The following is a 15,390-nucleotide window of genomic DNA, read 5'->3' as shown; positions in this document are numbered from 1 at the left end:
TTCACGCCTTCGCGAGCGCCGCGGCCGCGACCTCCGCGTCCACGAGCCTGCGTTTTCCCGAGGCGAAGATCTGCTCGGTCTCGGGGCCGCGGCCCGCGATCACGACGACGTCCGAAGGGCCCGCGTCCGCGATCGCCCCGCGGATGGCCTCGGCGCGGTCGACGACGACGCGGACGCCCGGATGATCGCCGAGCCCCGCGCGGATTTGTTCGGCGATCGCCGCGGGATCCTCGCTCCGGGGGTTGTCGCTCGTGAGCACGACCCGATCGGCGCGGCGCGCGGCTTCGCCCATGAAAGCGCGTTTGCCGCGGTCGCGATCGCCGCCGGCGCCGAAGACCACGACGAGGCGGCCCGCGGTGAGGCTACGCGCGGTGACGAGCGTGCGGACGAGCGCGTCGGGGGAATGCGCGTAATCGACGACGGCGCGTGGCCCCTCGCCGAGGACCTGGAATCGGCCGGGCGGCGCGGGCACGCGAGCGATGGCGTCCGCCGCGTCGGCCGGAGGGACGCCCGCCTCGATCGCGGCCGCGAGCGCGGCGAGCGCATTCTCCAGGAACGGCTCGCCGATCGCGCAAATGCGTATTTCCTGCGGCATGTCGCGATACCGTGACGAGGGCGCGAGCCTGCCGCGCGTGCCGTCCCAGCCGACGGAGATGGCTTCGGCCACGAGATCGGGCCGGAGCGCCGGCCTTCCCGGCGTGCGGGACGGGAGGCCGTACGTGACGGTCCGCGCGCCTTTCGCGACGACCTCCGCGAGGAGCTCCGAGGCGGGATCCCAGGCATTGAGGATCGCCGCGCCGCCCGCGGGCAGGTGCACGAAGAGCTGCGCTTTGCTCGCGAGGTAATGCTCGGGCGAGCCGTGCGCGTCGAGGTGATCCCGCGTGAGGTTCGTGAAGACGGCGAGAGAAATGGGCCAGGCCTTGGCAAACCCGAGCGCGAGCGCCTCGCTCGTGGCCTCGACGGCGGCATATCGCGCGCCCTTTTCGTAGCCGTGGCGCATCGCTTCGAGGAAGTCGTCGTGCGTCGCCGGGAACGGGAGCTTCGCGTCGTCGAGGAAGGCGCCGAGCGTGGTGACGCGCAGGACGGGCCGCGCGAGGCAGGCGAGCGCGGCCGCGAGGAAGGTCGTGGTCGTGGTTTTTCCGTTCGTGCCGGTGACGCCCGCGGTGGTCATGCGGCGCGAAAAACGGGGCGGCGGCGGGAACATGGGCGCCGAGCCTAGTACATCCAGCCGAAGGAATCGACGAAGAGGTCGAGCAAGGGCTCCCGTGCGTGGCCTGCGCGATGCGCAAGTGGCTCGATAGCTCTATGAACCGGAGGCACGCCGATCGCCTCCAAAGGCTCACATGACCCGTGATTCGCGTTATGTCGGACTCGAAATCCTCCACGAAGGGGCAGACACCCTCGTCTTCCGAGCGCGCCGCAAAGAAGACGACCGGCCGGTGGTGCTCAAGGTCCTGCGAGCCGACCACGCCGGCCCCCGCGCCCTCGGGCGGCTGTATCACGAGTACGAAATCGCCGGGGCGATGGACGCTTCGGCCGTCGTCAAGCCGTACGCAATCGATGCGCTCGACGGCCAGCCGGCCCTGGTCCTGGAGGACTTCGGGGGCCATTCGCTCGATCAGCTGCTCGACGGTCCCATGCCGCTCGAGCGCTTCTTCCCGCTCGCCCTCCGAATGACCTCAGCGCTCGCCGAGCTGCATCGGCATCACGTCATCCACAAGGACATCAAGCCTCAAAACCTGCTCTACAACCCCGATACCGGCGAGGTCAAAATCACGGATCTCGGGATCGCCTCCCGGGCGCCACGCGAATCCCAGAACCTCACCCACGCCGTTCTCATCGAGGGGACGCTCGCTTATATGGCCCCGGAACAGACGGGCCGGATGAACCGCTGGATCGACGAGCGGACCGACCTGTATTCCCTCGGCGTCACGTTCTACGTGATGCTGACGGGCACCCTGCCCTTCCAGGCCAGCGACCCCGTGGAATGGGTGTATTGCCACATCGCCCAGACACCCCTCCCGCCCCACGCGATCGTCCCGTCCGTTCCCCCGCTTTTGTCCGCAGTCGTGCTCAAGCTTTTGGCCAAGGCCGCCGAGGATCGTTATCAGAGCGCGCTCGGGCTGCGGCACGACCTGACCGAGTGCTTCGCCCGGTGGCGGACGAGCGGCATCATTCAACCGTTTGCGCTCGGGCAGCGTGACCTCTCCGACCGCTTCCAGATCCCGCAGCGACTCTATGGGCGCGAGCGCGAAGTCGAGGCGCTGCGCGCCGCATTCGAGCGGGTGGTCGCAGAGGGCCGGCCGGAGCTCGTGCTCGTGTCGGGCTACTCGGGCATCGGCAAATCGTCACTCGTGGCCGAGCTTCACAACCCCGTGGTGCGGGAACGGGGGTTTTTCGTCTCTGGCAAGTGCGACCCCTACAATCGAGACATCCCCTACCTTCCTTTCCTCCAGGCGTTCCGCGGCCTTTTGCAGGAGATCCTGAGCGCGAGCGAGGCCGAGGTCGAACGCTTCCGGGAGCGCCTGCGAGAGGCCCTCGGCCCGAACGGTCGGCTGCTCGCCGACGTGCTCCCCGACATCGAGCAGGTCGTGGGCCCGCAAGCGCCCATGCCCGAGCTCCCCGCGGTCGAGGCCCAGAGCCGGCTGCACGCGACGCTCCAGCGCTTCGTCGCCGTGATTGCCAGGAAAGAGCATCCGTTGGTGCTGTTTCTCGACGATCTGCAATGGGCCGACGCGGCCAGCTTGAAGCTCCTCGAGCAGCTCGTGACGTATACCGAGGCGGCGCACTTGCTCGTGCTCGGCGCCTACCGCGACAACGAGGTCGGCCCCGCGCACCTGCTCTCGCTCACGCTGGCGGACGTGAAAAAGCGCGGCGCCGCGGTCGCCGACATCGTCCTCGCCCCGCTCTCGGCCGCGCATGTCGGAGCGCTCGTGGCCGAGGCGGTCCACGAAAGCGCGGAGCGGGCCGAGCCGCTCGCACGCCTGGTGTATGAGAAGACCGGCGGCAATCCGTTTTTCGTGCTCCAGTTTTTGATCGCGCTGCATCAAGAGGGGCTCATTGCCCTCGATGCGGAGGCGGGCGCGTGGAGATGGGACATCACCGCGATCCACGAAAAAGGCTTCACCGACAACGTCGTCGAGCTGATGGCAGGAAAACTTTCGCGGCTCTCGGTCCCGGCGCAGGACGCGCTCAAGCTCGCCGCGTGCATCGGCAATCGCATCGACGTCGATACCCTCGCGGTGGTCGCCAAGCGTCCGGCCGCAGAGCTCCGCGAGGCGCTCGAAGAGGCCGCGCGGGAGGGGCTGATCCTTTCCCAGGGCGGGACCTATCGATTCCTCCACGACCGGGTGCAGCAAGCCGCCTACGCGCTGATTCCGACAGGGCAGCTCCCTGAGGTGCACCTCGGGATTGGCCGGGTGCTCCTCCAGCGTCAACGCGCCGAAAAGCGTGAGGAGACCATCTTCGACATCGTCGGTCACCTGAACCGCGGCGCGGCGCTCCTCCATTCGCAGGCGGAGAGGGACGAGCTGGCCGCGTTGAACCTGCGCGCCGGCAGAAAGGCCAAGGCCGCGGCGGCCTTCCACTCGGCGGCTGCGCTCTTCGCCGCCGGCGTGGCATTGCTCGCGCCTGACCGCTGGGAGGCGCAGTACGAGCTGACGTACAGCCTGACCTTCGAGCGCGCGCACGCAGCGTATGCCACGAGCAGCTTCGCTGACATCGAACAGCTCTTCCAAGAGCTGATGGCGCGAGCGCGGACCACGATCGAGAGGGCCGCGGTCGTCGAGCTCGTGGTGGCCTTCCATGCGACCCGCGGGCAAAGCGCCCGCGCGGTGGAGATCGGGCTTCCGTGCCTCCGCGCCTTCGGTATCGAGATATCACCGCACCCCACCGACACCGAGATCGAAAAAGAAACCGAACGTATCTGGCGATTGCTGGGCGACCGGCCTATCGAGGATCTCCTGCATCTGCCCCCCATGACGCACCCGGAGATCAAGGTGGTGATGGGCGTCTTGCGAGGCATGGGGGTCGCCGCTTATCTGGTAGACCCGAACCTGGTGTATCTCCTTGCCACGCGCAGAATCGAGCTCAGCCTGCGTCACGGCAACGCCGAGAGCTCCGCCCACGCGTACATCGATTTCGCAATGGAGATCAGCTGGAGGTTCGAAAGATACAAGGAGGCTTACCGGTTCGGCAAAGTCGCCTGCGACCTGGCGGACAGGAGCAGCTTCATCACCACGAAGTCCTTCGCATTCACGATATTCGGACACCACATTGCTTTCTGGATGCGTGGCTATCGAGAGAGTGGTCTCGCCGGGCGCATTGGCTTCAATGCCGCGATCGAGTCGGGTGATCTGATCATCGCATGTCTCAATAGTGGTCATGCCCCGTTGTTCCCGCTCGCCTGCGGAGAGCGCCTGGAGGACGTCATTCATGCAGTCGAAGATCGACTCGCCTTCGTGCGCAGGGCCGGTTACCCGTTCGCTCATGATACCCTCCTCAGCGCCCATGGCCTGATCCAGACGCTGCGAGGGAGAGCCGTCCACTTCCCGATGCTGGATGGATCGGTGCTGGATCAAGAGGCCTTCGAGGCGCGGCTGGATCCGAAGGACATGGAGGGAGCCCATGGCTATTACTACATCCTGAGAGCACAGGCGCTCTTCGTGCTTGGCTGTCCCCGAGAGGCTGCCGCGGCGACGACCCTGGCGAGCGCCGAGAACCCTGCAAAGATCAGGACGAGTCCGTTGTTCGTCGATCACGTCTTCTATCGCGCGCTCGCGCTCGCCGCCCTCTGCGACGAGGCGTCGCCCTCGGAGCCGCGGGACCTCCCCGAGGGCCTCCTTTCGGGCGAGAGGCAGCTCGGCGTGTGGGCCTCGAACTGCCCCGAAAACTTCCTCCACAAGCACGCCCTCCTCCGCGCCGAAATCGCCCGGCTCCGGGGGCAAGAGGCGGAGGCCATCCGGCTCTACGAGCAGGCCATTTCGTCGGCGCGGGAGCACGGCTTCGTCCAGTACGAGGCCATCGCCTGCGAGCTCGCGGCGGGGTTTTACCGCGCGCGCGGCCTTTCCATCGCCGCCGACGCCTACCTGCAAAAGGCCCGCGCCGGCTACTTCCGCTGGGGCGCCCATGCCAAGGTGGAGCAGCTCGACCAGCGCTACCCCCACCTCGTGGAGCGCAAGCCCATCGCCCCCACCGTCACCTTCGCCGTGCGGGCCGAGCAATTCGACGTCTTATCGGTGGTCAAGGCCTCGCAAAGCATCTCCGGGGAGCTCAAGCTGCCGCGATTGCTCGAGACATTGCTGCGCGTCGTGATCGAGCACGCGGGCGCGGACGGAGGGCACGTGCTCCTCGTCCGGGACGAGCGCCTGTCTATTGCGGCCGCGATCGAGGCGCGCGGAGGGACGGTGCAATTGCTCGATACGACCGAGAGGTCGACGGCGACGCTTCCGCAATCCATTCTGAACTACGTTCGCCGGACCCGCGAGCGCGTGCTGCTCGACGACGCCACCGCCCGGCACCCGTTCCTCGAGGACGACTACTTCACGCGCAAGCGGCCGAGGTCATTGCTCTGCCTGCCGATCGTGCGCCAGACGCGTCTGCTCGGGATGCTCTACCTGGAGAACAACCTCGTCACCGGGGCGTTCACCGCCGGGCGGCTCAGCGTGCTCGAACTGCTCGCCTCGCAATCGGCCATCTCGGTGGAAAATGCCGTGCTCTATTCTGACCTCGAAGAGGAGAACACCGAGCGGAGGCGGGCGGAGCAGGCCCTCAAGGCCATCATCGACAATTCGGCGGCGGCCATCTACCTCAAGGACCGCGAAGGCCGCTTCCTGCTCACCAATCGGCACGTGGGCCACCTGCTCCGCGTGCCGAACGAGCATCTCCTCGGAAAAACCGACGCGGACCTCTTCCCCGCTCCGGTCGCAGAGATGATTCGTGACCACGATCGGAAGGTGCTCGAGGCAGGCGCGCCGATGGAGTGGGAGGAGGAGGTTCCGCTCGCCGATGGATTGCATACCTTCCTGTCGGTCAAGTTCCCGCTCGGCGAAGGCACCGCATCGCGCACGCTCTGCGGGATGTCGACCGACATCACCGAGCGCAAGCAGGCCGAGCGAGCCCAGCGCTTTCTGGCCGAGGCGAGCCGTACCCTGATGGTGCTCGGGTATGAAGCGACGCTCGATAGCGTGGCCGCGCTCGCGGTGCCCGAGCTCTCCGACCAGTGCGTCGTCACCGTCCCCTCCGAGAACGACACGCGTTTCCATACCGCTGCCCGAGGCGTGCCCCCCGGAGAGCTCGATATGCTGCGCGAGGCGCTGAGCGGGCTCGTGGTATCGATGCCGACCGAGCCCGAAATCGGAGACGCCCGCGCCGCGCCCCTTTTGCAAGACCGGAACGTCCACGCCTACCTCCGGGTCCCGCTCCTCGCGCGTGATCGATGCCTCGGGGTCATGTTCCTCTTGGCAACCGCGCCTCATCGTCGTTATGGCGCGGCCGACCTGGCACTCGCCGAAGAGCTGGGGCGCCGCGCAGCGCTCGCGCTCGACAATGCCCGGCTGTACGCCAAAGCCCAGGAGGCGATCGGACTCCGGGACGAATTCCTCATGGTCGCCTCCCACGAGCTCAAGACCCCGCTCGCGTCGCTGCAATTGCAGATTCAGCTGGTCGAGCGGCTCATGCGCCGCGACCCGTCCGTGCCTCTCACCCCGGCACGGATCGAGACGATGCTCCAGGTCCTCCATCGGCAGGTCGCGCGGCTCGGGCACCTGGTGGACGAGCTGCTCGATGTTGCGAGGCTGCACAGCGGACGGCTGACGCTCACCTTCGAGCCGGTCGAGCTCTCCGCCCTGACCCGCGAGGTCGCCCGGCGAATGGCCCCGCAGCTCGCATCGGCGGGCTGCCGGATGGAGCTCGAGATGGACGCGCCCGTGGTGGGGTCCTGGGACAAGTCCCGCCTGGAGCAGGTCGTGGTGAACCTCCTGTCGAACGCGATGAAATACGGCAAGCATCAGCCCATTCACGTGACCGTGCGCAGGCAGGCCGCCTCGGCGTTGCTCGTCGTCCGGGACCATGGAATCGGAATTGCGGAGAAAGATCAGGCCAAGATCTTCAATCGCTTCGAGCGCGCGGTGCCGGCGCAGAATTTCGGGGGCCTCGGCCTCGGGCTGTACCTGGTGCACTGGATCGTGACCTCGCATGGCGGGTCCGTCCGCGTGGAAAGCCAGCCAAACGCCGGAGCGACGTTCCTCGTGGAGCTCCCCTTCCTTCCCCCGGGGGTGGGAAACCAAGGCGAAATACCTCCGCCCCGGGACTGAGCGACAGGTCGGAGGGCGAAAGCCCGATCGACGGGGGCGATTTGCTCTACGATGGCCCCGCGCCGCGCCTCATTCCCGGCGCGATGGGAGACCTTCATGAAGACATCCTTGCTTGCGACCCTCCTCGTCTCCGCCCCTCTCGCCGCGTTGCTCGCGCCGAGCGACGCCCACGCGTGCGGCGGCTGCGTGGTCCCGCCCATGGTGAACACCATCGTGAACGCGCACCGGATGGCGCTCTCGGTCTCACCGAAGCAGACGGTGCTCTGGGATCAGATCCGATACGACGGCGACCCCGAGAGCTGGGGCTGGCTTTTGCCGGTGAAGCCGGGCGCGGTCATCGAGATCTCCACCGACGCCTGGTTCGAGACGCTGGACGCGGCGACGTCGACCACGGTGTTCGCGCCGCCGATCAGCTGCAACAATGGCCCCGATTTCGATTGCGGGTGCGCGCAGGCCGATTTCGCGGGGGTCGGAGGCGAGTTCGCGCCGAACGGCGGAGGCGTGACCGTGGTGCACCGCGGCACGGTGGGGCCGTTCGAGACCGTGACGCTGAGCACCGAGACGCCGGGCGTGCTCGACGATTGGCTGACGACCGCCGGATACACGATTCCCCCGGAGACGGCGCCGGTGATCGACGCGTACATCGACGAGGGGTTCGATTTCATCGCGCTCCGGCTGCAGCCGGGCAAAGGCGTGAACGAAATGAAGCCGGTCCGCGTATGGCAACCCGGCATCAGCCCGACCTTGCCGCTGCGCATGGTCGCGGTCGGCACGGGGGCGAACGTGGACATCACGCTGTTTTTGATCACCGAGGGGCGATGGGGCGCGAAGAATTTCGCGAATGCGCTCGTCCCGGCGGATCTCGTGTCGTGGGATTTCTCGACGAACGCCTCGAACTACGCCACGCTGCGGGAAAAGATGCTCGCGGCGAACGACGGCGCCACGTGGGTCACGACGTTCGCGAAACCGCAGGCGCTGCTCGCGCCGATCGAAGGCGCGGTGCGGGGGAATGTGCAGCTCACGCTGGAGGTCGACGAATTCGGCTTCCCCTCGCGCACCGCGCGCACGATCGCGGAGGGGTACGTCGGCCAGGGCGTGATCAACAAGGAGACGACCGACGAGTCGTGCGTGTCGACCTTCAACACGTTCGCGAAGGACAACCGGATGGTCGTGGATCCGTGTCCGGCAGGCGTTCCGTCGAATGATCCGTCCTGCGGCGAGGTGGCCGCGGGGGAGATCGACGCGCGGCTCTTCGAATGCGGCGAGAACGACCAGCTCGTGGATTCGACGCTGGACGACGTGGCGACGGCGCTGAATGGCCTGCACCCGAGTGACGTGTGGCTGACGCGGCTCGAAGCGAGGCTGCCGCGCGCGGCGCTGGTGAAGGATCTGGAGGTCGAGCCTGCGGAGAACCAGGTCGAGGTGGAGCACGAAATCCGGGCGCGGTCGTCGACGAACGTGGAGACGATCTGCCCGTCCGGCGTGGCGCTCCTGCCCGAGAACGGCAATGGCTCGAACAAGGATCGCGGGACGTTCGTCGTGATCCTCTCGACACTCGGCGCGGGCATGCTCGCCCTCGCGCGGCGGCGCCTGCGTGGCGCGCGTTCTCCCCTGCCCGCTTGATCCCCCGCTATTCCACCGAATACATACAATAATCGATCGAGCAACCCTCGGTCACGCAGGCGAGCATGTTCTCGCGGTTCTTGCGGTTCACGGACGAGAGGAGCGCCTGGCAATCCTTCATCGCGAGCCGGCCGCCGCAGCTCTTCACGGCGGGGGCGCACGCCGATTGCGTGGAGGGCTCGATGCACGACGCCTTGCGCACGGCCGACATCCCGCACTGGTTCGCGATGTCGAAGGTGCAGAGCGACTGCTTGCCGCTCTTCGCGAGCAGGCAATCGACGACCTTCTCCGCCACGCGGGGCTTGAGCCCGTGCGCGAGCTTGCCGCACATGTCGCGGGTATCGATGAAGCTCTCGCATTGAGGCCCCGGCGCGCGCAGGGTGTCACACCCCTTCGGCGCCGGACCGCCGTCGTCGCACACGGAAGGCTCGTCGCCGGACGAGGAGCCGGCCCCTTCGAGCGTCGCGCGGACCTCCTCGCTCGGCTCGCCCACGCCCGGCTGGCCCGGCGAGCCTGCGGTCGTGCGGGATTCGGCGGGTTTGTCCTCCTCGGGCAACGTGACGACCGGCGCCGCGACGACGGGATCACCGGCCCCGGGTTGCGCGGCGCCGCCGCACGCGCCGGAGGCCATGGTCGCGGTGAGGAGGAGAAATCGGGAGCGGTCGATCTGCATGGCAGCGAGAGAACATCGGAGCGAGGCGCGTCCGTCAAGGGGGGAGGCGCGCGGGGAGCGTCAGAAGACGCTGCGGCCGAAGATCTGCGAGCGGCGGGGGCGCGGGGCGAACGGGACGACGTACGGGTGTGGATCGCCGTCGGGCGGGCGCTCGGCATGACGCGCGGCGTGCTCGCGGAAGATCGCGACGTCGCGCTCGATGTCCTTTCCGAGGCGTGGATCGCCGCCGAGGTAATCGCGGAAGAGGCCGAGGCGGAACGTGGCGGCGAAGGCCGGATCGACGATGGCCACGTTGCACTCGCCCTCGTATTCGAAGCCGCGGTCGTTCACGTTGCAGCTCCCCACCATGACGAACACGTCGTCGACGAGGAGCAACTTGCCGTGATGGTCGACCTCCTGGACGCGGCGCTTGCCGCGCCCATCGCGGCCGGCGCAGCGCAGCGAGTAGAGCTCGAAATCGGGGATGGCCTCGCGGATGCGCTCGAAGCAGGCGTGGCTCCACGCGCCGGTGAGCGGGTGGTTCGCTTGCGCCTCGCTCGTGATGACGAGGACCGCGAGGCGCGGGTTTTTCCGGGCTGCTTCGACGATCGCCTCGCTGACGTAGGTGGACCGGAAATACTGGTCCTCGACGTAAATGAGGCGGCGGGCGGCGGCGACGGCGCGGAGGTAGACGTCGAGAATGCCGCGCTCGGTGTGGGGCGCGGGCATGGTGCGGACGACCTGCACGACAGCACGCCCGGGCGCCTCGGGGAGCACGGCGGGCTCGGGCGGGGGGACGGGCGTGGAGCGCTCGGCGTTCGGTGCGCCGCGCTCGAGGAGGCGATTCCACCGCTCCCGGAAGTTCTCTTCGAGGTGGGCGACGCTCGGGCCCTCGATACGGGCCACGAAATCGTGGCGGGGCGGGTGGTCTGCGGCGCAGAGGCCTTCCTTGACGCGGGCGCGGAACGAGCCCGGCCGCGAGAAGCGGCACCGGCCCGGCTCGAAGAGACGGTGATGCCGGGTGTCCCAGTCGTTCTGGCGCATGTTCATGCCGCCGCAAAACCCGATGCGACCGTCGACGACCACGGTTTTCTGGTGAAACGAGCCGATCTGGACGTCGCCGAAAAGGAAGTTTCCCAGCGAATGACGTTCGTCGAAGATCGGGCGCTCGGTCGGGTTTTTCTCGGTGAGGACCTCGAATCCGTCTCCCTCGGTGAGCGCGACGCGCCGCGCCTCGCCGGGAATGGGCAAGAGGGGCGGATCCCAGAGAAGGAGTTGCACGGTGACGGACGCCTGGGCCCGGGATTCGAGGATGCGCTGGATGGTATAGGCCTCGCGATCGGCAGGCTCGGCGAGTGGATCGGGGCGCAAGAGCTCGAGCTCCGGCTCGTAGACCCACGTGGTGACGCGAATCGTGCGGCGCGCCTCCAGGAGCGCCTCGGCCACCGCGCGCCAGCCGTCCTCTCCGTCGACGAGGATGTCCACCCGATTGCCGAGCGTCGGCGGATACCCCATGTGGGAAAACCATACGTAATCGAGGACGACGTGGACCGTGATGCGACCTTCCGCGCATTCGATACGTTCGACGCGGGAGCGCACGCCATCGAGGCCGCTCATCGCGGCGAGGGAGCTCCCGCATTTGCCGGGTGTCAGGAAAAGCGTGGTGCGGAGCGGCTTGAGCTCGAACGGCGAGGCCCCGGGCTCCACGATGAGCTCGTAATCGCCGCGCCGCGGCAAGACGACGCGGCTCCGGCCGGGCGTGAACTCCTCCGCTACCAGGGCCCCCCGCGGGCCGAGGAGACGCACGGATGCACCCTGGACAGGCGCGCCGTGAGGCGTCGTGACCAGGACATCGAACGTGGCCCGTTCCCTCGGCATACGTCCTCCTCTAAGGAAAGCCCTAGAGCCGAGCGGGCAGACTCGAAAGCGTGCATACGCGAGCAAAACCACGAACGGCTGCGTACGTACGTTCGCAAGAAACGGGAATGCTACCGTCCCGAAAAAAACCGGTAGTATGAGGAGACCGGAGGATTGACCTACCGATGAAGGCCGGTGAGCAGCGCGCAGAAGCGGCGGCGAGGGAGGATACCCTCGGGACGATCCCGCCAGGATCGGGCGCGGTGTCGACCGCCGCGACCTGGCTCGACGATCTGCTCGTGAGTGAACACCTGCACGTGGCTTTCCAGCCGATCGTGGATCTCGGCACGGGCGAGGTGATGGGGCGCGAGGTGCTCGGACGCCTCGGTCCTGGTGCGTCCGAGGCGCACGCGCGTGGTGTGTCGGGGCCGCAGGCGCTGCTCGAGATGGCGCACTCGCACGGAAGACTCGTGGCCGTCGACCGGCGCTTCCGCGAGATCGGGATCGAGACGCTCGCGCGCGGCGGATCCGAGGGCGTGTTTTTCCTGAACGTCGATCCACGGGTGATCGACGACCCGGCGTTCAGCGCGGGGTTCACGCGACGGCTGCTGGAGGAGCATGGGGTCGCGCCGACGCGCATCGTCCTCGAGTTGACGGAGTCGGGCGCGGTGCTCGACAGCGATCGTCTGGAACGGATCGTCCGGCACTACGCGAGCCAAGGGTTTCGGATCGCGCTCGACGACGTGGGTGCGGGGTACGCGTCGCTGACGGCGCTCGTGCGCGTGCGGCCGCATTTTTTGAAGCTCGACAAGGCGATCGTGCGGCACCTTTCGGGGGATCCGCTGCGCGCGCACCTCGTGCGGTCGCTGGCGGATTTTGGTCGGCGCGCGGGGATTCAGGTGATCGCGGAGGGCATCGAGGACGAACACGATCTGCACGCGCTGCTCGCGTGCGGCGTGGAGCTTGGTCAGGGCTACCTGCTCGCGAGGCCTGCGCCGGAGCTTTCGCCTTTGACGACGAGCGTGAAGGATCTCGTGCGGCGCGCGGCGCGGCAAACGGAGCGGGATGGGCGGTCGATCCCACCGCCGCGCACGATCAGCGCGCTGCGCGGATCCCATGCGTCCGTGCTGCCAGGAACGCCCGCGGGAGAGGTCGCGGAGGCGCTGCGGCGATCGACCACGTACGCGGCGCTGCCGGTGGTGGACTGTGAGGGACACGTGCTGGGGCTCGCGACGCGGGAGCGGCTTCTGGACGAGCTCTCGCATACGCGCCGCGGTGGTTCTCCGATCGCTACGCTGATGGATCCGCATCCGTTGCGGGTGGACGAGGCGACGCCGCTGCCGGTCGCGCTGCGGCTCGCGACGTCGCGGGACGAGCCACGCACGTACGATCCGGTGATCGTGGAGCACCACGGTCGGTACCTGGGGATCGTGACGATGCAGGTGCTGATGCGAGCGATCGCGGACGGGGAGTTCTAGCTTCCCCCCCGCCCGAAAGGGCTAGCAGCGCACCGGACCCCGCGTGCACGCGTTGCAAACGCTGATCACAGCGTACCAGACCCCGCGTGCACGCGTTGCAAACGGGTTTCGAACGTACGTTGCGCCGTCTGCACGCGTTGCAAACGGGTTTCCGACGTACGTTGTGCCCTCTGCACGCGTTGCAAACGGCTTTTCGAACGTACGTTGTGCCCTCTGCACGCGTTGCAACCGGGTTTCCGACGTACGTTGTGCCCTCTGCACGCGTTGCAAACACCACTCGGAGCGCGCCGATCTCGGTTTGCACGCGAACCTCACCCCCCTACCCCCTCTCTGCGCGGCGGAGAGGGGGTGAAAGGCGTAAAAACAGCCGCCTGGAGTTGACGAGGCAGCGCGTGGACCTGGGAGACGGCATGGCGGGACCGCTCGCGGCATCCCCCGTGGTTCGCGGAGGCGGCCCTGGGGCTGATCTCGGAGGGGATGTCAACGGTTTTGTCGGTAATGGAGCGCACGCCTGCATCCTTGTGGGCTTGAACGCCATCTTCTAGCCTGGGGTCGCCACTGGACTCTTGCTGCCTGCCAGGGAGGGGTCTCCATGACTTCGCGCCGCGCGCTCGCATCGTCGTTGCATCCGCGTCTGTGGATCATCGGTGCTCTGCGCTTCTTTCGATTCGGGCTGCCGGTGCTCTTCGCTTTTGGCGTCGCGGCATGGCTCCTCGGGTGCGGCGCGGCGGGCGTGCATACCGAGGGGTGGGCGCAGGAGCTGCACGGAAAGAGCGTGTTTCGCGTCTGCCGGCGGCATCCCCGCGTCGGCCCGAATGCGCGTTACTGGTACGAACTCGGGGACGGCGTACATCGACCGGCGTTCGAACCGCTCGAAAAGCTCCTGGAAAACCCTTCGGTCAAGGCCGTCTTCGTTCATGACCCCCTCGCGCCGTCCGAGAGCCGGAGGCTCCTGGGGCTCGCGTATCAGGATCTGCCCTGCGATAAACCGCCGCCGCCGCCGGAGAAGATTGCGGCGAAAGAGCCGGAAGCCGGGCCGGCCAAGGGCACGACCGTCCGAACCGTGACGCGGACGTCGGCGATAAAGCCCTGCGACAGGCCGCGAAACAGGCCACCCGATCAGCGTTTCATCGGGCAAATGGCTCCCACGCCCGCCCCCACGCCTGGGACGAACGTGCCGTGTCCGCCGCCTCCTCCCGGGAAAACGTATGAAGAGCAGAAAGCCAACCTGGCGCGGAGGGACGCCGAGGAGGAGGCGAGGCGTACCGGTGAGCGGATCGGGCGTCTATGGGGCGAGACGCTCGGCAGGGCGGAGGAAACGAGGGACACCATCCAGAGAGGACAGGCGCGGATCTTCGATCTAGGGGTTTGGAGGGGGGCCAGATTCGTGGAGGACATCCAGACCGGTCTGGCCAAACAGCTGAATGCAATCCCGGACCTGCCGACGTACGACGACGAGGGGCTCGCCAAGATCGCCTGGGAGGCATTTCTCAAGGGGTATGGCAAAGGCTGGGCGGATGCCGAGCTGAAATTCGCGATCCTGAACGCCCTGGCGGACGCCTTGTTGATGGTCGGCACCGGGGGAGCGTCGGCCCTGGAGACCGCGGGGGCGAGGGCGCTGCGAGCGGCCCAGCAGAGGCTGCGAAGCATGCCGGTCTTCCTGCCGAGCGCGGCGGGCGGGCCGGGTGGGTTCTTGCGGCAGCCGAAGCTGCCGAGTGCTCCGGTCGCGAGCACGCCGAAGGCAGTGGCGCCGCCCAACGAGACGACCGTCACGACGACGACGCGGCCCGTGTCGGGGAGTAGCCGCAGCGGCGAAACAGGATCATATACGAACACGCACGCCAGTGGAAAAACGTACGATGGGAAAGGTAGTCGAGAGCGCTCCCAGGTATCCGGTCGTCGCATCGAGCGGAAAACCGGAGACCAGCATGTAGCAACGGACTGGAGGCCCGCGCCGAACGGGGAAGAAGCCTTCAAGGAAGAAGCGCGTCGACTACAGGAACACGGTGGCCCGGCTCGCCCTGATAACTATAACAAGATCGAATCTCCCGGGAAAAAGCTACTCGAATAGGAGAAATGATGGATTACCCCGACGATGCCGATGGCGCTGCCCTGCGTCGCATAGCGACACGATGCGACATGTCGAAGCCGATGGATATCGACTTCGTTGTATCTGTCCCGGATCAAGCTGCGGGTGCGGAATTGGCGCGTTTGGCGGCGAAGCGAGGCTATACTCCGTCGCTCGAATTCGACGATGAAGCTGAGGAATGGATCTGCTACTGCGCCAAACGGATGGTTCCCACATACGAGGCGGTCGTTGCTGCGCAGCGGGAGCTCGATGAACTGGGCGCAGAGGTGGGGGGGTACTCCGATGGATGGGGGACATTCGGAGGCTGAGTGCGGACGAGAATGGGCAAGCACTCTCCTCCGACAACTGCGCCCGCTGACGCCCAAGGAGCTTGCCATG

The 15,390-nt window shown here is 67.4% G+C and carries 8 protein-coding genes; 5 read left to right on the top strand and 3 right to left on the bottom strand.

All coding sequences use genetic code 11. From position 1 onward, the window contains the following. Position 1: 1 nt before the first annotated feature. Positions 2 to 1,204, bottom strand: a complete 1,203-nt coding sequence (locus KEG38_RS18390) for a Mur ligase family protein (RefSeq protein ID WP_272421005.1) — start codon at positions 1,202 to 1,204, stop codon at positions 2 to 4. A gap of 139 nt (positions 1,205 to 1,343) precedes the next feature. On the opposite strand from KEG38_RS18390, the gene KEG38_RS18385 reads away from it, so the two are divergent. Beyond that, entirely contained in the window at positions 1,344 to 7,313 is a 5,970-nt protein-coding gene (locus tag KEG38_RS18385) for an AAA family ATPase (protein ID WP_272421004.1), read from the top strand. A gap of 96 nt (positions 7,314 to 7,409) precedes the next feature. Beyond that, complete coding sequence (locus KEG38_RS18380) at positions 7,410 to 8,936, top strand: DUF2330 domain-containing protein (protein ID WP_272421003.1); 1,527 nt, start codon at positions 7,410 to 7,412, stop codon at positions 8,934 to 8,936. A gap of 7 nt (positions 8,937 to 8,943) precedes the next feature. On the opposite strand, the gene KEG38_RS18375 is transcribed toward KEG38_RS18380, so the two are convergent. Both KEG38_RS18375 and KEG38_RS18370 read right to left on the bottom strand, forming a co-directional pair. Further along, positions 8,944 to 9,609, bottom strand: coding sequence for a hypothetical protein (locus tag KEG38_RS18375; RefSeq protein WP_272421002.1), 666 nt, complete (start codon positions 9,607 to 9,609; stop codon positions 8,944 to 8,946). Positions 9,610 to 9,669: 60 nt separating this feature from the next. Beyond that, positions 9,670 to 11,466 carry a phospholipase D-like domain-containing protein gene (locus KEG38_RS18370; protein ID WP_272421001.1) on the bottom strand — a complete coding sequence of 599 codons (1,797 nt, stop codon included), beginning with the start codon at positions 11,464 to 11,466 and terminating at the stop codon, positions 9,670 to 9,672. 164 nt (positions 11,467 to 11,630) lie between these two features. On the opposite strand from KEG38_RS18370, the gene KEG38_RS18365 reads away from it, so the two are divergent. The 3 genes from KEG38_RS18365 (at position 11,631) to KEG38_RS18355 (ending at position 15,320) form a co-directional block, all read left to right on the top strand. Next, a complete protein-coding gene (locus tag KEG38_RS18365) occupies positions 11,631 to 12,923 on the top strand; it encodes an EAL domain-containing protein (protein WP_272421000.1) in 1,293 nt (430 codons plus the stop codon). A 592-nt stretch (positions 12,924 to 13,515) separates the two neighbouring features. Then, the gene (locus tag KEG38_RS18360) at positions 13,516 to 14,994 is read left to right on the top strand and encodes a hypothetical protein (protein WP_272420999.1); all 1,479 of its coding nucleotides are present in this window, start codon (positions 13,516 to 13,518) and stop codon (positions 14,992 to 14,994) included. Between the two features lie 8 nt (positions 14,995 to 15,002). Continuing rightward, the gene (locus tag KEG38_RS18355) at positions 15,003 to 15,320 is read left to right on the top strand and encodes a ribonuclease E inhibitor RraB (RefSeq protein ID WP_272420998.1); all 318 of its coding nucleotides are present in this window, start codon (positions 15,003 to 15,005) and stop codon (positions 15,318 to 15,320) included. Positions 15,321 to 15,390: the final 70 nt, after the last annotated feature.

Source organism: Polyangium jinanense, assembly GCF_028435265.1.
Lineage (GTDB): Bacteria > Myxococcota_A > Polyangia > Polyangiales > Polyangiaceae > Polyangium > Polyangium jinanense.
This window is presented reverse-complemented; position numbering and strand designations above follow the sequence as displayed.

Bases quoted from the DNA above. Each gene is read 5' to 3' on its own strand.
- KEG38_RS18375 (WP_272421002.1), bottom strand. From the start codon at position 9,609: ATGCAGATCGACCGCTCCCGATTTCTCCTCCTCACCGCGACCATGGCC.
- KEG38_RS18355 (WP_272420998.1), top strand. From the start codon at position 15,003: ATGGATTACCCCGACGATGCCGATGGCGCTGCCCTGCGTCGCATAGCG.
- KEG38_RS18385 (WP_272421004.1), top strand. From the start codon at position 1,344: ATGACCCGTGATTCGCGTTATGTCGGACTCGAAATCCTCCACGAAGGG.
- KEG38_RS18365 (WP_272421000.1), top strand. From the start codon at position 11,631: ATGAAGGCCGGTGAGCAGCGCGCAGAAGCGGCGGCGAGGGAGGATACC.
- KEG38_RS18380 (WP_272421003.1), top strand. From the start codon at position 7,410: ATGAAGACATCCTTGCTTGCGACCCTCCTCGTCTCCGCCCCTCTCGCC.
- KEG38_RS18360 (WP_272420999.1), top strand. From the start codon at position 13,516: ATGACTTCGCGCCGCGCGCTCGCATCGTCGTTGCATCCGCGTCTGTGG.
- KEG38_RS18390 (WP_272421005.1), bottom strand. From the start codon at position 1,204: ATGTTCCCGCCGCCGCCCCGTTTTTCGCGCCGCATGACCACCGCGGGC.
- KEG38_RS18370 (WP_272421001.1), bottom strand. From the start codon at position 11,466: ATGCCGAGGGAACGGGCCACGTTCGATGTCCTGGTCACGACGCCTCAC.